The organism is Myxococcota bacterium (assembly GCA_035498015.1).
Taxonomy (GTDB): domain Bacteria; phylum Myxococcota_A; class UBA9160; order SZUA-336; family SZUA-336; genus VGRW01.
In genome coordinates, this window is record DATKAO010000253.1 from 15,534 (window position 1) to 31,792 (window position 16,259).

20 protein-coding genes are annotated in these 16,259 nt (G+C 70.4%); 7 read left to right on the forward strand and 13 right to left on the reverse strand.

Features of this window, described 5'->3' with window-relative positions:
• Position 1: 1 nt before the first annotated feature.
• Positions 2-865 carry an LLM class F420-dependent oxidoreductase gene (locus tag VMR86_22490; GenBank protein HTO09837.1) on the reverse strand — a complete coding sequence of 288 codons (864 nt, stop codon included), beginning with the start codon at positions 863-865 and terminating at the stop codon, positions 2-4.
• 10 nt (positions 866-875) lie between these two features.
• Positions 876-1,868 carry an LLM class flavin-dependent oxidoreductase gene (locus VMR86_22495; GenBank protein HTO09838.1) on the reverse strand — a complete coding sequence of 331 codons (993 nt, stop codon included), beginning with the start codon at positions 1,866-1,868 and terminating at the stop codon, positions 876-878.
• 80 nt (positions 1,869-1,948) lie between these two features.
• Here VMR86_22495 and VMR86_22500 point away from each other — a divergent pair, with 80 nt between their 5' ends.
• Positions 1,949-2,731: an alpha/beta hydrolase gene (locus VMR86_22500; GenBank protein ID HTO09839.1), complete on the forward strand. Its 783-nt coding sequence runs from the start codon at positions 1,949-1,951 to the stop codon at positions 2,729-2,731.
• On the opposite strand, the gene VMR86_22505 is transcribed toward VMR86_22500, so the two are convergent.
• The 4 genes from VMR86_22505 to VMR86_22520 form a co-directional block, all read right to left on the reverse strand.
• Positions 2,706-3,212, reverse strand: coding sequence for a C-type lectin domain-containing protein (locus VMR86_22505; protein HTO09840.1), 507 nt, complete (start codon positions 3,210-3,212; stop codon positions 2,706-2,708). The two genes, VMR86_22500 and VMR86_22505, sit on opposite strands and share 26 nt — an antisense overlap.
• A 56-nt stretch (positions 3,213-3,268) precedes the next feature.
• Positions 3,269-4,072, reverse strand: coding sequence for a crotonase/enoyl-CoA hydratase family protein (locus VMR86_22510; GenBank protein HTO09841.1), 804 nt, complete (start codon positions 4,070-4,072; stop codon positions 3,269-3,271).
• Between the two features lie 92 nt (positions 4,073-4,164).
• A complete protein-coding gene (locus VMR86_22515) occupies positions 4,165-4,743 on the reverse strand; it encodes an HdeA/HdeB family chaperone (protein HTO09842.1) in 579 nt (192 codons plus the stop codon).
• Positions 4,740-5,204, reverse strand: coding sequence for a nuclear transport factor 2 family protein (locus VMR86_22520; GenBank protein HTO09843.1), 465 nt, complete (start codon positions 5,202-5,204; stop codon positions 4,740-4,742). Before VMR86_22520 ends, VMR86_22515 begins: the two co-directional genes overlap by 4 nt.
• A 39-nt stretch (positions 5,205-5,243) precedes the next feature.
• On the opposite strand from VMR86_22520, the gene VMR86_22525 reads away from it, so the two are divergent.
• From VMR86_22525 to VMR86_22540, 4 genes are read left to right on the forward strand one after another with little or no spacing between them, the layout of a single operon-like run.
• Positions 5,244-6,425 carry an aromatic ring-hydroxylating dioxygenase subunit alpha gene (locus tag VMR86_22525; GenBank protein HTO09844.1) on the forward strand — a complete coding sequence of 394 codons (1,182 nt, stop codon included), beginning with the start codon at positions 5,244-5,246 and terminating at the stop codon, positions 6,423-6,425.
• Between the two features lie 3 nt (positions 6,426-6,428).
• Positions 6,429-7,472, forward strand: a complete 1,044-nt coding sequence (locus VMR86_22530) for an NADP-dependent oxidoreductase (GenBank protein HTO09845.1) — start codon at positions 6,429-6,431, stop codon at positions 7,470-7,472.
• The gene (locus VMR86_22535) at positions 7,469-8,215 is read left to right on the forward strand and encodes an LLM class flavin-dependent oxidoreductase (GenBank protein ID HTO09846.1); all 747 of its coding nucleotides are present in this window, start codon (positions 7,469-7,471) and stop codon (positions 8,213-8,215) included. Before VMR86_22530 ends, VMR86_22535 begins: the two co-directional genes overlap by 4 nt.
• Entirely contained in the window at positions 8,212-8,952 is a 741-nt protein-coding gene (locus VMR86_22540; protein HTO09847.1) for a ThuA domain-containing protein, read from the forward strand. The genes VMR86_22535 and VMR86_22540 overlap by 4 nt, the downstream gene beginning before the upstream one ends.
• On the opposite strand, the gene VMR86_22545 is transcribed toward VMR86_22540, so the two are convergent.
• Entirely contained in the window at positions 8,949-9,635 is a 687-nt protein-coding gene (locus VMR86_22545; GenBank protein ID HTO09848.1) for a VOC family protein, read from the reverse strand. The genes VMR86_22540 and VMR86_22545 overlap by 4 nt on opposite strands.
• 103 nt (positions 9,636-9,738) lie before the next feature.
• Here VMR86_22545 and VMR86_22550 point away from each other — a divergent pair, with 103 nt between their 5' ends.
• Positions 9,739-10,185: a hypothetical protein gene (locus VMR86_22550; protein ID HTO09849.1), complete on the forward strand. Its 447-nt coding sequence runs from the start codon at positions 9,739-9,741 to the stop codon at positions 10,183-10,185.
• A 6-nt stretch (positions 10,186-10,191) separates the two neighbouring features.
• Here VMR86_22550 and VMR86_22555 read toward each other — a convergent pair whose 3' ends face one another.
• On the reverse strand, positions 10,192-10,626 hold the full coding sequence (locus VMR86_22555) for a hypothetical protein (protein HTO09850.1): 435 nt from the start codon (positions 10,624-10,626) through the stop codon (positions 10,192-10,194).
• 112 nt (positions 10,627-10,738) lie between these two features.
• Here VMR86_22555 and VMR86_22560 point away from each other — a divergent pair, with 112 nt between their 5' ends.
• On the forward strand, positions 10,739-11,272 hold the full coding sequence (locus VMR86_22560) for a hypothetical protein (protein ID HTO09851.1): 534 nt from the start codon (positions 10,739-10,741) through the stop codon (positions 11,270-11,272).
• 18 nt (positions 11,273-11,290) lie between these two features.
• Here VMR86_22560 and VMR86_22565 read toward each other — a convergent pair whose 3' ends face one another.
• From VMR86_22565 to VMR86_22585, 5 genes are all read right to left on the reverse strand, one after another.
• Positions 11,291-12,562, reverse strand: coding sequence for a cytochrome P450 (locus VMR86_22565; GenBank protein HTO09852.1), 1,272 nt, complete (start codon positions 12,560-12,562; stop codon positions 11,291-11,293).
• Positions 12,563-12,595: 33 nt separating this feature from the next.
• Positions 12,596-14,023, reverse strand: a complete 1,428-nt coding sequence (locus VMR86_22570) for an APC family permease (protein ID HTO09853.1) — start codon at positions 14,021-14,023, stop codon at positions 12,596-12,598.
• Entirely contained in the window at positions 14,023-14,487 is a 465-nt protein-coding gene (locus VMR86_22575) for a DUF6524 family protein (GenBank protein ID HTO09854.1), read from the reverse strand. Before VMR86_22575 ends, VMR86_22570 begins: the two co-directional genes overlap by 1 nt.
• Positions 14,488-14,516: 29 nt before the next feature.
• Positions 14,517-15,734 carry an MFS transporter gene (locus tag VMR86_22580; GenBank protein ID HTO09855.1) on the reverse strand — a complete coding sequence of 406 codons (1,218 nt, stop codon included), beginning with the start codon at positions 15,732-15,734 and terminating at the stop codon, positions 14,517-14,519.
• A 98-nt stretch (positions 15,735-15,832) separates the two neighbouring features.
• Positions 15,833-16,259, reverse strand: a 427-nt coding sequence (locus VMR86_22585; protein HTO09856.1) for an aldehyde dehydrogenase family protein, incomplete at its 5' end; no start/stop codon positions are given.

Sequence of the window (16,259 nt, forward strand, 5' to 3'; positions counted from 1 at the left end):
CCTAGGGCGCCGCTCGCACCAGCCGCTCCAGCTCCGGCAGGCGCTTCTCGACCGCCTCCGGCTTCTGCGAGCCGAGCTGCACCACCAGCCGATCGACCCCGAGGTCGGCGAACGCCTTCAGTGACTCGGGCGTCGCGTCGCGCGGGGTGATCACGATCTCGAAGCCCTTGCGCGAGCGCCCCGCCGCCGCGAGCGCGCCGTCGAGGCTCTTCAGCGTGGCCGCGGTCAGCTCCGGAGTCAGTGCGAAGCCGTACCAGCCGCTGCCGAGCTCGGCGGCGCGGCGCAGCGAGCGAGGCGCGTGGCCGCCGACGATGATCGGCACGTGCGGCTTCTGCACGGGCTTGGGATCCATGCGGCACGCTGCGAGCTGCAGGTGCTTGCCCTGGAACGACGCGAGCGGCTGGGTCCACAGGGCGATCATGGCCTTCAGGAACTCGTCGCAGCGCTCGCCGCGGTCCTCCCAGCCGTAGCCGCAGGCGATCACCTCTTCCTTGCACCAGCCCACGCCGACGCCGAAGTCGATGCGCCCACCCGTGAGCCAGTCGAGCGTGGCGAACTCCTTCGCGGTGTAGATCGGGTTGCGCTGCGGCACGAGCGTGATGCCCGTGCCGAGCCGCAGGCTCTTCGTCGCGCCGGCGAGGAAGCCGAAGGTCGCGACCGTGTCGAGCATGCCCCCGCCTTGCGGCACCGGGATCCGCCCGTCGCGCGAGCCGGGATAGGGAAACTCCATCTCGTCGAAGAGCACCACGTGCTCGCCCATCCAGAGTGACTCGAGCCCGGCCGACTCGAGCCGGCGGCCCAGGTCGGCCACCATCTGCGGCGTGGCCAGCGGGGACATGAACGTCGCGAAGACACCGATCTTCATTGCCATCTCCTCACAGCTTCTCGAGCACCTCGGTCACGAAGAGCCGGAACGACGTCTCGGACAGGGGCGCGATCATCAGGTACTCCAGCGGCAGCTCGCTGCGCAGCCGCGCGAGCTCGTCGCGCACGCGTGCCGGCGAGCCCCACACGACGCAGCCGTCGACGTACTCGTCGATCGGCCGGCGCAGCGTCGCGCGCGCGTTGCCCGAGACACGCGGACCGGTCGTGCCGCTGCGGTCGTAGGAGCCGAGCAGCCAGGAGCTGCCGCGCAGGGCCACCTCGCGCGCCTCTTCGTCGCTGGCCGCGATCGCGATCTGGCGCGCGACGGGGATGTCGCGGCCCGCGATGGCATGACCGTGACTGCGCAGGACCTCGTCGTAGCGCCGCCGCTTTGCGGCGATCTCGGCGTGCGTGCTGTGCGGGTCCATCAGGATCGAGTGACCGTGCGCGGCGCCCCACTCGATCGCCTCGAGCGAGGACGCCCCGATCCACACCGGCGGGTGCGGCTGCTGCAGCGGCCGCGGCAGCACCTCGATGTCTTCGAACGAGACGAACTCACCCCGGAAGCTGGCGCGCTCCTGGCGCCACGCCGCCAGCACGGCCTCGAAATACTCACGGAACTTCGGATAGCTCTGGTCCGGAGTGATTCCGAAGGCGCGGTGCTCCTTGGCGTCGAAGCCCCGCCCGGCGCCCCAGTTGACCCGGCCGCCGGAGAGCACGTCGAGCAGCGCCACCTCTTCCGCCACGCGCAGCGGGTGCGAGAGCGAGGGCAAGGTGACCGCGGTGCCGATGCGCAGGCGTTCCGTCCGCCCGGCCACGTGCATGCCCATGAGATGCACGTTGGGGCACACGCTGTAGCCCGAGAAGTGGTGCTCGGCGAGCCACACCGCGTCGAACCCGGAGCGCTCCATGACGTCGACCCGCTCGAGCGCGCGCGCATACACTTCGGTGAGCGGGATCCGCCGGTCCGGCCAGCCGAAGAACTGGAGCGCGCCGATCTTCACCCGCACAGGGTAGACCGGCGCGCCCCGTGCCGTCTGCCCAGCGCCGGCTCGGGCGAGATAGACTGGAGTGGTCGAGTGACATGAACGAGTCGACTTCAAAGCCCGCGCTCCACGTCGAATCACGCGGCCGCAAAGACCGGCCCGCGCTGCTGCTTCTGCACGGCCTCTTGTCCAGCAACCTGCAGTGGGAGCTGCAGCGGCCCGCGTTCGACGACGCCTTCCGCTGGCACGCTGCCGAGCTCTGGGGACACGGCGGCTCGCCAGCTCCGATCGACCCACCCGCCTATTCGGCCGACGGCTACGTGGGCGCCTTCGAGGCGCTGCGCCGCGCGCTCGGGCTCGAGCGCTGGATCGTGGTGGGTCAGTCACTCGGCGCGGGGCTGATGCTGCGCTACGCGCTCGACCACCCCGAGGCGGTGCGCGGGATCGTGCTCACGAACTCGCTGTCTGCGTTCAGCGAGGTCGGGTCGGCGCTGCACAGCCCGACGCTCGAGGACGTGCGCGCGCTCGATCTGCGCACGCTGCCCGTCCACCCGACTCACGCCAAGCGCTTCCCCCAGGACCTGCGCGACCGCATGGCGCGCGCCGCCGACGGCGTCGACCGGGTCGCGCTGTGGCGCGCGTTCGCCGAGACTCTCCGCTCGACCTGCTGCCGCGACCAGCTGCCGAAGCTCGCCGTGCCGGCGCTGCTCGTGAACGGCGCTCGCGAGCGGGCCTTCCAGCCGCACCGCGACTTCGCAGCCGGAGCCATGCCCGGCCTGCGCGTCGTCGACCTCGAGGCCGGCCACGCGGTGAACATCGAGGCGCCGCAGGAGTTCGAGGCCGCGGTCCTCGGGTTTACAGCCAGCCTCGCCGACGGATGAGGCTGCAGCCCCCGAGCGCGACGGCTGCGAGCGCGAGACCCGCTCCGGCGGCCGGCTCCGGGAACTCGACGATCCCGCGCCCTCCCGGCTCGTTGGTCGCGTCGTTCCACTTTCCGGGCGCGCCCCAGTTCATCTCGCCGTAGTTCTCGACCCCGCCCGAGTTGTTCGGCTCGCCCGGCAGCCAGTTGGTGTAGGTGAGCGGATCGCCGTTGACCCACATGAAGGTGCCCTCGATCTGGGTGTCGGTGAGTCCGATCCAGAACGGCTCGGTCCCGCCGAACTGCGCGACCAGCGCGTCCTGCTCGGCCTGGTCGTCGATGACGACCAGGTGACCTCCGAGTGAGGTCGCGTAGGCCTCCGCGTCCGTCCAGGACAGCACGGGCGTGAGCGCGTAGGTCGAGGCGAAAGCGGGAGAGGAAGACAGGCCGAACGAGAACGCCAGCAGGGCCGACGAGGCGGCCGAGACGCTCCGAGTGAGCATGGCACCTCCCGAAGGTAGGTCCAGCCTACCATGTCGGCTCAGTCACGCACAAGGAGTCACTTGCCGCGAAACACCGGCGCGCGCTTCTCCAGGAAGGCGCGCGGACCTTCGCGCGCGTCCTCCGAGCCCATCACCGCCATGCCGTACTTCTGCTCGATGGCGAAAGCCTGGTCCTCGGGAAGTGTCTCGGTCTGGCGCAGCGTGGCGACGATCGCCTTCACGGCCAGCGGCCCATTCATGGCGATGCGCGCCGCGATCTCGCGCGCTTTCGCCAGCGCCTGTCCGTCGGGCACCACGTGATTGACGAGCCCGAGCTCATGGGCGCGCTTCGCGGGCAGGTCCTCGCCGCAGATCAGCATCTCCGCGGCCACCGCGTAGCCGATCTGGCGCCGCAGGCGCACGGTCGAGCCCGCCATCGGAAACAGGCCGCGCTGCACCTCGGTCACTCCGAACACGGCGCTCTCGCCCGCCACGCGGATGTCGGTGCCCTGCAGGATCTCCGTACCGCCGGCACGCGCGAAGCCTTCGACCGCCAGGATCACGGGCTTGGTCGGGCGGTAGGTCTTGAGCCACGCGCCGTAAATCAGCGCGGGCTCGGTCATGGCGCGCTTCATCCACTCGTTCTCGGGCTTGCCCGAGCTCATCTTCCCGATCTCGCCCAGGTCCATGCCCGCGCAGAAGGTGCTGCCCTTCCCGGTGAGGATCGCCACGCGCAGCTCGTCGTCCTGGTCGAGCTGGTTCCAGGCGTCGTAGAGCCGGCACATCGCCTCGCAGTTGATGGCGTTGCGCTTCTCGGGGCGGTTCAGGCTCACGAAGAGGACGTGTCCGTCCTTCTCGACGATCACGGCGGGCTCGGTCACGGGCGGTCTCCTCGCGAATGTGTGCGCACCATATCGCGATCGGTCCGATTCCTGCGACTTCGTGACGGCGGCCGACCCGGACGCGCGCCGCGCTAGCTCGACGGCGCCGGCTGGACGGAGCGCACGGAGCCCTGGATCGCCCACCACAGGCGCTGCTTGCGCTTCCCGCAGGCGTTCTTGGCCAGGTCCTCGGGGTCGCGGTCGAGCGCGACCACGCTCTGGTTCAAGTCGCTCGCGTCGACCGCGCGGCTGTAGCCGTCGAGCCAGTACACGGTCATCCGGCGATCCTCGCGGTCGAGCTTGAGATACGACTTGCAGGTGAGCTCGGTGGGCGGCCGAGTGAGTCGCGCCTCGCCGCGCGCCACGGCTTGCTTGCCGGGCGCGAGCTCTTGCACCTTGGACCAGACGGGCGCGCTCGGCTCCTTCGGGCAGGCGTCGAGCACGCGCGTGAGTCCGGCCGCGATCGGCACCGGTCCTACCTTGTCCTGCGGAATCTCGCGCTGCCCGTAGCCCTGCAGGAAGCTGAGAATCCGCTTCTGGTTGTCGAGACCCAGCTCACCGAACTCCGCGCAGGAGACCTGGATGGCGTCGACCTGCCGTGGCCGCCTCTCGGCGCCGAGCGCCAGCAGCGCGAACGGCAGGAGCCAGAGCGTCCGGCGCTTTCGGCTCACGAGTCTCTCTGCCATCCGTCGGGTGGCGTGGCAGGGTTCGAGTAGTCCGCCGGCCCGGTGTAGCTGAAGCGGAAGTCACGGCGCGCGAAGCGCCACTTGCCGTCCGGATCGCGCCGGTAGCGGTCGTGATAGCGGCCCACGTTGATCATCGGCCGGCCGTCTCGGAGCTGGATCGTCTCGGTGATCTGCCAGCGGCCGGTCGCCTGGTCGCCGGCCAGCTCGATCAGCCCGTCGGTCGCGACTTGGACGACCCAGCGCGCGCCGGTCGTGAGCTTCTGGTACAGCGACAGGATCGCGTCGCGGCCGCGCGCCTCCTGGCCGAAGACCTGCCACTCGGCGTCCTTCGCGAAGGTGCCGGCCCAGGCGGCGTCGTCGCGCTCGGCGATGGCGTGGCAGTAGCGCGCGACCAGGGCGCGGATCGCGAGCTCATCGGCGAGCGCGGCTTCGATCGATCGGTCCATGCTCCTTTGAGTATCGCTCAAATAGGTATGATGCGTCGCATGGGCAGGGCCGAGCTGCTGCGCATGGCGCGGCGCAACATCGCGCACGTGAAGGCCGACACGACCGACCGCGAACCCGGCATGCTGCGGGTGCCCGCCGCGCACTATCTCGACCCGGCGCGCTTCGAGCGCGAGCTCGAGCGGGTATGGAGGCGCCTGCCGCTCTTGCTCGCGCTCTCCTCGGAGCTGCGGAGCCCGGGTGACTTCCGCGCGCTCGAGGTCGCGGGCGTGCCCGTGTTGATCGCGCGCGGCAGCGACGGCGCGGTGCGCGCCTTCCTGAACAGCTGCGCGCACCGCGGCGCCCAGGTCGTGACCGAGCCGGCAGGCAACGCGCGCCGCTTCGTGTGTCCCTATCACGCGTGGAGCTACGACGACCGGGGCGCGCTGTGCGGGGTGTTCGCGCGCGACGACTTCGGCGAGGTCGACCCGGCGACTCACGGCCTCGTGCGCCTGCCCGCGGCCGAGCGCGCGGGGCTCGTCTGGGTCTCGCTCTCGCCTGGTGAGTCCCTCGACCTCGACACCTTCCTGTGCGGCTACGACCGCGTGCTGGCGGAGTTCGGCTTCGAGCGCTGGCAGGTGTTCGCGCGCCGCAGCGTTCCGGGCCCGAACTGGAAGCTCGCCTACGACGGCTATCTCGACTTCTACCACTTGCCCATCCTGCACAAGGCGACCTTCGGCGCCGGCCTGCCGCACCGCGCGCTCTACGACGCCTACGGGCCGCACCAGCGCGTGAGCTTCCCCAACCCGGGGCTGCTGCGTTTCGAGGACGCGCCCGAGTCGGAGTGGGACTCGCGCGAGCTGCTCCAGGGCGTATGGACGATCTTCCCGCACGTGTCGATCGCGACCTTCGACGTGGGCGCGCGCGCCGTGCTCGTGTCACAGCTCTTCCCCGGCGCGACCCCGCTCGAATCGGTCACCGTGCAGTCGTACGTGCTCGAGCGCGAGCCCGACGAGTCCGGACGCGCGGCGGCCGAGAAGATGTTCGAGCTCTTGGGCCACGTGGTGCGCGAAGAGGACTACGCCACGTGTCTGCGCCAGCAGCGGGCGCTCGCCACGGGCCTGCGCCGCGAGGTGCTGTTCGGCCGCAACGAGGCCGGCGGCCAGCGCTTCCACCGTTTTCTGGACCGCGTGCTCGAGCTCGACGACGCCGGGCTCGCCGCCGCGCTTCGCAAGGAGAAATGACTCATGGCTGCCAAGACCAACCGACACTGGACCCTGCGCGCTCGCCCTTCCGGCATGGTGAAGGAGAGCGATTTCGCCTGGGGCGAGTCACCGGTGCCCGCGCCCAAGGAGGGCGAGGCGCTGGTGCGCGTGCTGTACGTGAGCTTCGACCCCGCGATGCGCGGCTGGATGGAGGACCGCCCGAGCTACATCCCGCCGGTCGGGCTCGGCGAGGTGATGCGCGCGGGCGGCGTGGGCCAGGTGGTCGAGTCACGCGCCCCCGAGCTCCAGGTGGGTGACTTCGTGCAGGGCATGTTCGGCTGGCAGGACTACGCGATCGCGGCGCGCGGCGGGATCATGTCGGCAACGGTGCTGCCCAAGGGCATGCCGCTCACCTGGCCGCTCGGCGTGTGCGGAATCACGGGACTCACCGCGTACTTCGGCCTGCTCGACCTGGGCAAGCCCAAGGCGGGCGAGACGGTGGTGGTCTCGGGCGCGGCGGGCGCCACGGGCTCGGTCGCGGGTCAGATCGCCAAGCTAGAGGGCTGCCGCGTGATCGGCATCGCGGGCGGCGCCGACAAGTGCCGCTGGCTCACGGAAAAGGCGCACTTCGACGCCGCGGTGGACTACAAGCGCGAGGACGTGACCCAGCGCCTGCGGGCGCTGTGCCCGAAGGGCATCGACATCTACTTCGACAACGTGGGCGGCGACATCCTCGACGCCGCGCTCGCCAACCTGGCGCAGCGCGCGCGCATCGTACAGTGCGGCGGCATCTCGGGTTACAACGAGGCCACGCCGCCGCCCGGCCCGCGCAATCTGATGAACCTGGTGGTCACGCGCTCGCGCATGGAGGGCTTCATCGTGATCGACTACGCCGCGCGCTTCGGCGAGGGCGTGACTCAGCTCGCGAAGTGGGTGGCCGAAGGCAAGCTCGCGCACGCCGAAGACGTGCAGCACGGGCTCGAGAACGCGCCCAAGACCTTCCTGCGCCTGTTCCAGGGCAAGAACCTGGGCAAGCAGATCCTGAAGCTCGCGGACCCGCCGATCGCGAGCTCCGCCCCGACTTGAAGACGGACGTGCTCCTGATCCCCTTCGGCGCCACGTGGGGTCAGGTGCGTGACGGCGCGCGCCGCGCGGAGGATGCCGGCTACGACGGCGTGTGGCTCTGGGACCATCTGCGCGGCGGTGGAGACGCCGGACCCGAGCCGGTGCCGGAGTGCTGGACCGCGCTCAGCGCGCTCGCGGAAGTGACTTCGCAGGTCATGCTCGGGCCGCTGGTGCTGAACGTGGCCAACCGCCACGCGGGCGTGCTCGCGAACATGGCGGCCACGCTCCAGGAAGTGTCTCGCGGCCGGCTCTTGCTCGGGCTGGGCGCGGGCGGAAGCCGCGCCACGCCCTACGCCGACGAGCAGAGCGCGATCGGCCGGCCGGTCGGCTCCGACCCGGAGAGACGCCGCGAGCTGGAGCAGGCGATCACCCGCATGCGTGCGCTCTGGGCCGGCGATCCGCCCGGCTATCTGCGCCCGAAGCCGCCCCCGCCGATCGTGGTCGGCGGCTTCGGACCCCGCATGGCCGAGCTGGCCGGCCGCCTGGGCGACGGCTTCAACGCGCCCGCGGGCCACCCGCACCTGCCCGAGCTGGTCGACACGGCGCGCCGCGCGCACGCCCGCTCCGGCCGCTCGACACCGTTCTCTGTCACCGCATTCGGCGGCTATCCGGGCACCGAGGCCGGACGCAAGCGCCTGGCCGGGCTGGGCGCGGAGCGGCTGATCCTCTTGCTCCAGCCGCCCTACGCGCTGAGCCCGCGATGACTCGGGCGCTCGCTGCCGTGCTCGTCTGCGGGGGGCGCTTCCACGACTTCGACTACGCGCGCCTCGAGCTCTTGAAGCACCTGGGCGCCGACGCGCGCGTGCGCACGCGCGTCGAGTCCGACTGGAGCCGCGCCGACGCGTGGTCGGGCGCCGACTTCCTGCTCACGTACACCTGTGACTTGCGCCCGACGACCGCGCAGGCCGACGAGCTGGCGCGCTTCGTCGAGCGCGGGGGCCGCTGGTTCGCGCTCCACGGCACCAACTCGATCCTCGAGATCGAAGGCCGCAAGGTCGCCTGCCCGCGCCTGGCGCCGCGCTTCATGCAGGTGCTCGGCTCGCAGTTTCTCGCGCATCCCCCGATCGCGCCGTACCAGGTCAGCATCACCGACCCGACGCACCCGCTGGTGAAGGGCATCGCGCCGTTCGAGACGTCGGACGAGCTCTACGTCTCCGAGCTCCACAGCCCCGTGCAGACCCTGCTCGAGACGCGCTTCGGCGGAAGGACCCCCGGCTTCGAGCCCTGCGAGTGGCCGGAGGAGTCACGGCCGGTGCTCTACCTGCACGAGGTCGGCGCGGGCGCGGTGCTCTATCTCACCCTCGGTCACTGCCGGGGTCACTACGACATGCGGCCGATGGTCGACTACTACCCCGTGGTCGAGCGCGGCTCGTGGGAGCTGCCGGTGTTCCACGAGCTGCTGCGCCGGGGCCTGGCCTGGGCCAAGCGCGAGGCGCTCTAGCCGACCTTCACCGGCGGCTCGTTGGTCACCATGTGGCGCGACTTCTCGTCGGGCATGCCGAGCAGCATCTGGTACGCGCCCGGCGGATAGTTCGCCATGTGCGGGCCGGGGCCGTCGAGCGCCGGCTGCGGAACGGCGCCGGCGCGGTCCTGGTAACTCGCCGGGCGCTTGAAGCGCGCGAGCTCCTCGGCGCTGATCCCGGCCAGCGCGACGACTTCCGGGTCGATCCACGCGCCCGCGTCGATCGGCTCGGTCGAATACGACAGCTCGAGTGACAGGTTCTCCGGTCCCGCGAAGTAGATGGAGACGCACATGCCGTGATCGAGCGGTCCGAGCACGGGGATGCCCTTCGAGCGGATCCGGTCGCGCATGGCGAGCAGCTCGCGCTCGTCCTTCACGCGCAGCGCGAGATGCTGCATGACACCGCGCGCGACCGGCGCGCCCGGGTTGCCCGCATGGGTCTGGCCCAGCTTCACGGGCACCTTCGCCACGTCGGGGTTCGAGACGAACGCGACGGCGCTCTCGTCGTTCAGACGCAGGAAGCCGTGCCACGTATTCTCGACGCCGTGCATCCAGTAGAGCGCCACGAGCTCCATGCCGAGCACGTCGGTGAAGTACTCGATCTGCTTCTTCATGTCGGCGGTGCAGATGGCGATGTGGTGCAGGCCTTCGACCTTGTTCATGGCTTCGACTCCTCTGGATGAGGACATTCAAGCAGGGTCTTCGCTTTCCGGCAAAGCCTCCGGCGTCCAAGGGTACGTGGGCCATCCACTCGGAGGAAACGCCATGAAGACACTTCCTTTGCTCTCGCTGTCCGGTGCTCTGCTCGCGCTGCCGCTCGCCGCGACGGCGAGCTCGAACCCGGCTCGCCTGCTCGACTCAGCTCACGCGAAGCAGGTGATCCAGATCGAGGACGTGACGACGCGCGACGGCCAGACCTCGGGCACGATCGTCAACTCGGGCAAGGAGCCGATCCGCGACGTCGAGCTCCTCGTGCAGCACCAGTACCGCTGGCCCAACGAGTTCAAGCCCGGCAAGCGCAACCCGGGCGTCGCGCATGAGATCACGATCGGCGGCACGATTCCGCCGGGCGGCCGCGAGCCCTTCACGGTGGCTTCGGCCCCGCCCGCTACGCCCCAGAAGGGCGGCAGCTTCACGACCGACGTGAAGGTGCTGGCGTTCGAACAGGTCGAGCCGGTGACAGCGGCCCGCCACCCGACGCCGGGCATGTGACTCCGCTCAGCAGTTGTCGGTGCGGAGCTTGCCCTCGGCGACGTCCTTGGCGAGCTCGAGCGCGTCGGCGAGGTTGCGGCAGTCACAGGTGACCAGGCCGCCCTCGCTGGCGCTCTTCGACCAGCGGCTCGCGCCGAGCGTGGCCAGCGCGCTGCCGCCGTGGATGTTGATCACCGCGCGGATGCCGCTGTCCAGAGTGAGTGGCCCGGCCTCGGTGGTGAGCCAGGTGAGGTCGGCTTGGGACGGAACGCCCGGGTTGCGCGTGAGGTCCACGAGCCAGGACTTGGCGCGCAGGCGGCCGCACTCGGCCAGGCCGCGCGCGATCGCGTTGCGGAACTCGGAAGTGCTGAGTGACTCCCAGCCGGCCAGCACGGCCCGGTGCTCCGGATAGTGCTCGACCGTGATCGTCCCGGGAATCCTGAACAGCTCCCTGCCCTTCATCGGCCAGCACCTCCGCACGCGCTCTATCGGCCCCACGGAGACGCAGCCTGACCGTCGTTTGCCGGGCCGAAGCGCCCGTGCCGCAGCGCCCCAGATGTACGAGCATGTCCGGATGGCTCGCTCCCGCTGGCTGATCGCGACGGCACTGGCATGTCTGGCGGCGGCTCCCGTGGTGCGCAAGCCGCTGCTGGGGCCACCCGCGCCCGGCGTTCCCGATCTGCCCAAGCCGTACGTCGACGCCGTGAAGGCCGGTGAGGCGGCGCTCGACCGGGGCGACCTGAAGACCGCGTCTGCGGAGTTCACGCGCGCATTGGCGGTCGATCTGCCCGAAGTGCCCAACTACGAGGTGGTGATCCGGATCGCCGAGATCAAGTGTCTCGAGCGGGCGCCCGACGCCCGGCGCGAGCTCGCGGAGTTCGCCTGCATGCTCGACGTGGACGAGGGCAAGAGGCCGTGCTTCGAGAGGACCGCCGATGGAGACATCGGGGAACGGAGCCCGGCAGTGACTCATCAGTGCTTCGACCGGATGTGCGGCGAGCTCTACCTGCCCTACTACGAGCACCCGGACCGCGCCGAGCTGGCCGCCATTCGTGAGCTTCGCGGCGAGCTGAAGCGGGTCGGCAAGATCTGCCGCCCGCCGGGGTGAGCGCAGGAGCCGGTCTCTCTAGTGGTGGGCGGCGAGCCGGTACCGGAGCTTCAGGTGTTTCACGCCGGCCACGAAGCTCGCCGCGAGCCGCTCGGGCTCGTCCAGGAGCGCTACGTCTTCCAAGCGTCCGACGAGCTCGGCGAACAGCGCGCGCTGCGAGCGGCGCGCCAGGTGCGAGCCCAGACAGAAGTGCTCGCCGATCCCGAAGCCGAGGTGCGGGTTGGGATGGCGGTCGATGCGGAAGCGGAAGGGCGCGTCGAACACATCCTCGTCGCGGTTGGCGGACGCGTAGAACAAGAGCAGCCGGTCGCCCGCGCGCAGCTTGGTTCCGGCCAGCTCGTAGTCGCGCGCCGCGGTGCGCATCATGTAGTTCACGGGCGTCGTCCAGCGCACGATCTCCTCGACCGCGTCGCTGACTCGCGCTTCGGGCTCGGCGCGCAGCTTCGCGCGCTCCGCCGGGTTCTGCACCAGCGCGAGCATGCCGCCGGCGATGGCGTTGCGCGTGGTGTCGTGACCCGCGGTGAAGGTGATCAGGTAGTAGCCGAGTGTCTCGATGTCGCCCATGCGCGCGCCGTCGACCTCGGCGTTGGCCAGCACGCTGGCCAGGTCGTTGCCGGGGTTCGCGCGCTTGTCGTAGATGATCTTCCCGAAGTACTGCAGGAACTCCATGCCCAGCGCGCGGAACGCCTCTTCGGGGTTCTCCTCGCTGCGCTTGTACTCCGGGTCGTCGGCCGCGAAGAGCTGCTGGGTGAGTCGCAGCACCTTGGGCTCGTCGGCCTCGGGAATGCCCAGGATCGAGCACAAGATGCGCAGCGGGTGCGCGATGGCGACGTCGGTCACGAAGTCACACGTGCCCTCGCCGCCCTTCTGTGACTCGTACAGCCGGTCGACCAGCCGCCGCGCGCTCGCCTTCACCACGTCGTCGACGCGCGCCAGCGCCTGCGCGGTGAACCACGGGCTCGCCACCTTGCGGTACTTGCGGTGCTTGGGCGGGTCCATGGTGATGATGGTCTGCATCATGTCGAACGGCCCGCGCTCCCCGCGCGCCAGGCGCTCGGCGACCTCCTTGGTGGCGGGTACGATCCCGTTGCCGCTCTGGAACACATCGGGCTGCTTCGAGACTTCACAGATGTGTGCGTGACGCGTGATCGCCCAGAAGGGCACGAGCTCCGTCGGCTCGCACCAGTGGACGGGGGATTCGCGGCGCAGGCGCGTCCAGGTGTCGTGCGGGTAGCCGTGGCTCGCGTAGCGCTGGGGTTCGAGGAGCTCGTCGCCGTTGGTGATGGTCACGAGGGAGATCTTAGCCGGAACGCGGCCCGCTCTTCAGAGGCGTGTCTCGGGGTGTGCAGCTTCGGACCTGCGCCGGAAGAACGTTGGGTCGATGCGCCACATGGCGATCATGAGGACCAGGCCCAGGAGCATGGAGCCCAGCGCCATCGCGAGCGGCAGGCCGTTCGCCTGCGCGATGCACGAGCGGACGAACACGTAGCCGAGCCCGAGAAAGCCGGCGAAGGGCCCGAAGCCGGCCAGCGCGAACGTGCGCAGGTCGTTCCACAGCGCTTTGCGGAAGTAGACCACGCAGGCCAGGCCCGTGAGCCCGAGATAGAACGAGATCGCCAGCCCCGTGGCGGTCACCGAGTCCGAGATCACGTCGTCGGACACGAGCGCGAGCGCCAGACAGCACACGATCGAGATCGCGCCCATCCACAAGGTCGAGACACCGGGGGTGAGATAGCGCGGAGAGATCGCGCCGAACGCGCGCGGCGCGGCGCCGTGCGCCGACATGGCCAGCATGGAGCGCGTGGCCGGCAGGATCGTGGTCTGGGTCGCCGCCGAGGCCGAGGTCAGCACCGCCAGGTCGAGCAGCTTGTCGAAGCCGAACGGCAGCACCTGGCTGCCCAGCGCCGAGAGCACGTCGTCGCGATGCGCGGCCAGGAAGGCCGGCCCGTGCACCGCCTGCGCAGCCACCGCGACCAGCACGTAGATGCCGAGCAGGAGCAGGGTCGACACGATCGCCGCGTGACCCGGCGTGTGCTCGGCGCGGTCGGTCTCTTCGTTCACCGCGACGGCCGTGTCCCAGCCCCAGTAGATGAATATGGCCGTCAGCACGCCTGCCTCGAGCCGCGGCGCGTCGAGCGTGAACGGGTTCAGCCAGGCCGCGCTGGGCGCGACCGAGTCAGTGTAGTGACCCAGGTACACGCGCCCGAGCGCCACCGCGGCGAAGACTCCGAGCACCGCGACTTCGGCCCCGAGCAGGAACCACTGGGTCTTCGCCGAGACCTCAATGCCCACGTAGCAGATCCAGGTCATGGCCACGACCCAGGCCACGCTCACCGCGGTGACCGCGTACGGGCTGGTGGCCAGCTCGGCGACGCCGAACAGCCGGAACGAGTAGCGGCCCGCGATCTGGCCCAGGCTGGCCATGATCAGGAAGTCGGCCACGAGCAGGGACCAGCCCGCGATCCAGCCCACCCACGGCCCCATACTGCGAGTCACCCAGGTGAAGGTGGTGCCGCAGTCCGGGTCCACACGATTCATCGCGTAGTAGGAGAGCGCGATGCCGAGCATGGGCAGGAACGCCAGCCACAGCACGCCCGGTGACTGGAACGCGACCGAGGCCGCCACCACCCCGAGCGACGCCGCCACGCTGTAGCCCGGCGCGGTCGAAGCGACGCCGATCACCAGGCTCGACACGAAGCCGAGCGCCCCGGCCTTCAGCCCCTTCTCGAGGGGCGCCCCCCCGGAGGCCACTAACGCCCTTCGACCTCGTCCGTATCGACCTGGCCCGTGAGTCGCCGCCGGATGTGCGACCAGCTCATGCCCACGGCCATGACCACCGCGATCACGACCAGCGCCACGTGAGTCAGCGCCGGAATGCTCGTGGCGCTGAACACGTGCTGCTCGACCAGGAGCCAGATCATGCCCGCGCACAGCGCCACCACCAGGAAGATGCCCACGCCGCCCAGCGAGCGCCGCGCGGCCGTGCCGTACACCACCCAGGCGATCGTGAGCGCGATGCCGACCACGAACTTCAGCGCAGGCGAGGAGAACCAGCTCGACTCGTGCGCCGGCTGCCAGATGCCGAGCACCCAGTGCACGTAAGACACTTGCCACGGGTTGTAGGTGGCGTACACGAGCGCGAGCGCGAAGGCGAACCGCGCCAGGAAGCCACCCCAGCCGATGCCCTCGTGCTCGACGTGCCCGGTCGTCGCCATTTTACGATCATACCCCTCCGCGACCCGAGTCACGCGTGGCTCTCGGCCCGCAGCTCTCGCACCTCGCGCACGAACAGCACGGCGGCCGTAGGCACCACGATCAACGCGCAGGCGCCGAGCAGGGTGGGCGCGGGGCCGAACGCGTCGAGCGCAAAGCCGGCGAGCACCTCTCCCAGCGGCACCAGCGCGATCGAGCCCACCGCGTCGTAGGCCGAGACACGCGACAGCGCCGCCGGCTCCACGTGGGTCTGGAGGGCGGTGAACCACAGAACGCCGAAGATCTCCCCGGCCAGGCCAGCGGCGAAGGCCGCCCCGGCGATCCACGCCAGCGGCAGCGTCGCCCAGAGCGCCAGCGGGAGCAGCGCGAACGGAAAGCAGCACAGCGTGGCGGCGAGCATGGGGCGCGGGAAGCGCACGCGCAGCGCGAGGAAGCCGCCCGCGATCAGCCCGAAGCCGTTGGCGCTGGCGATCGCGCCCCACGCCGCCGCGCCGCCGAGTGAGCGCTTGGCGATCACGGGTCCCACGACGGCATAGGTGCCGAACCAGCCCAACAGCATGACCGTGAACTGCAAGACGATCGTCCACAGCCAGCGGTGACTCGTGAACTCGCGCCAGCCGTAGCGCAGCTCGGCCAGGAGTGACTCGCCGCGGCTGCGCTCCTGGGCACGCTCGCGCACGCCCGACACGAGGATGGCGCTGGCCAGGAAGGTGGCCGCGTCGAGCGCGAGCGCGACCTTCGCGCCGAAGACCGCCGCGACGAAACCGGCCACGGCGGCGCCGAGCCCGATGGCCAGGCTGTTGGCGAGCGCCAGCAGCGCGTTTGCCCCGTGGAGCCGATCGCGGTCCACGACCAGCGGAACCAGTCCGACTGCCGCCGGTTGGTGGAGCGCGAGCGCGGTGCCGATCACGAGCTCGAGCGCGACCAGCGCCGGCACCGACGCCACGTGCAACGCGAGCAGCAGCGCGATCGTGCCCTGTGCCGCCGCGGCGGCGAGGTCGCCGGTCACCATCTGCGCGCGGCGGGAGCCACGGTCGGCGAGCGCCCCCGCGAAGATCTGGAACGCGACCTGGGCCGCCGACGCCGCGGCGATCACGATCCCCACGTCGCGCGCGGTCCCATGCAGGTCTTCGAGCACCGCGAACGGCAGCGCGACCGGCGCCATCGGCGTGCCGAAGGCCGAGATCAGCCGCGCCGCGAACACGCGTGCGAAGTTGCGATCCTGGAGCAGCGCGAATCGGGACGCCATGCGCAGGGCGCAATGGTATCTGACTCGTGCTCGAACAGAAGCGGCCGGCCGCTCGCGCGACCGGCCGCTTGCATTTCACGGCCTGACCGGGATTCGACTCACTCCGCGGAGTAGCCGAACACCGCCTTGGTCTCGAGGAACTCCTCGAAGCCGTTCACGCCCCACTCGCGGCCGTTGCCCGACTGCTTGTAGCCGCCGAACGGCGCGTCGAACGAGAGCTGCGCACCGTTCAGGTGCACGTTCCCGGTGCGGAGCTGGCGCGCGACCTTCTTCGCGTGGTCGAGGTTGCCCGAGGTCACGTAGCCCGACAGCCCGTACGGGGTGTCGTTGGCGATCGAGATCGCCTCGGCCTCGTCGTGATACGGGAGGATCGACAGCACGGGCCCGAAGATCTCCTCGCGCGCGATGGTCATCGTGTTCTTCACGTTGCCGAACACGGTGGGCTTCACGTAGTAGCCCTCCTTCAGGCCCTCGGGCCGGCCCACGCCGCCGGTCACGAGCGTGGCGCCCTCGTCGATGCCCTTC

Bases quoted from the DNA above. Each gene is read 5' to 3' on its own strand.
- VMR86_22525 (HTO09844.1), top strand. From the start codon at position 5,244: ATGGGCAGGGCCGAGCTGCTGCGCATGGCGCGGCGCAACATCGCGCAC.
- VMR86_22575 (HTO09854.1), bottom strand. From the start codon at position 14,487: ATGGCGACGACCGGGCACGTCGAGCACGAGGGCATCGGCTGGGGTGGC.
- VMR86_22560 (HTO09851.1), top strand. From the start codon at position 10,739: ATGGCTCGCTCCCGCTGGCTGATCGCGACGGCACTGGCATGTCTGGCG.
- VMR86_22530 (HTO09845.1), top strand. From the start codon at position 6,429: ATGGCTGCCAAGACCAACCGACACTGGACCCTGCGCGCTCGCCCTTCC.
- VMR86_22555 (HTO09850.1), bottom strand. From the start codon at position 10,626: ATGAAGGGCAGGGAGCTGTTCAGGATTCCCGGGACGATCACGGTCGAG.
- VMR86_22545 (HTO09848.1), bottom strand. From the start codon at position 9,635: ATGAACAAGGTCGAAGGCCTGCACCACATCGCCATCTGCACCGCCGAC.
- VMR86_22520 (HTO09843.1), bottom strand. From the start codon at position 5,204: ATGGACCGATCGATCGAAGCCGCGCTCGCCGATGAGCTCGCGATCCGC.
- VMR86_22580 (HTO09855.1), bottom strand. From the start codon at position 15,734: ATGGCGTCCCGATTCGCGCTGCTCCAGGATCGCAACTTCGCACGCGTG.
- VMR86_22505 (HTO09840.1), bottom strand. From the start codon at position 3,212: ATGCTCACTCGGAGCGTCTCGGCCGCCTCGTCGGCCCTGCTGGCGTTC.
- VMR86_22490 (HTO09837.1), bottom strand. From the start codon at position 865: ATGAAGATCGGTGTCTTCGCGACGTTCATGTCCCCGCTGGCCACGCCG.
- VMR86_22500 (HTO09839.1), top strand. From the start codon at position 1,949: ATGAACGAGTCGACTTCAAAGCCCGCGCTCCACGTCGAATCACGCGGC.
- VMR86_22540 (HTO09847.1), top strand. From the start codon at position 8,212: ATGACTCGGGCGCTCGCTGCCGTGCTCGTCTGCGGGGGGCGCTTCCAC.
- VMR86_22550 (HTO09849.1), top strand. From the start codon at position 9,739: ATGAAGACACTTCCTTTGCTCTCGCTGTCCGGTGCTCTGCTCGCGCTG.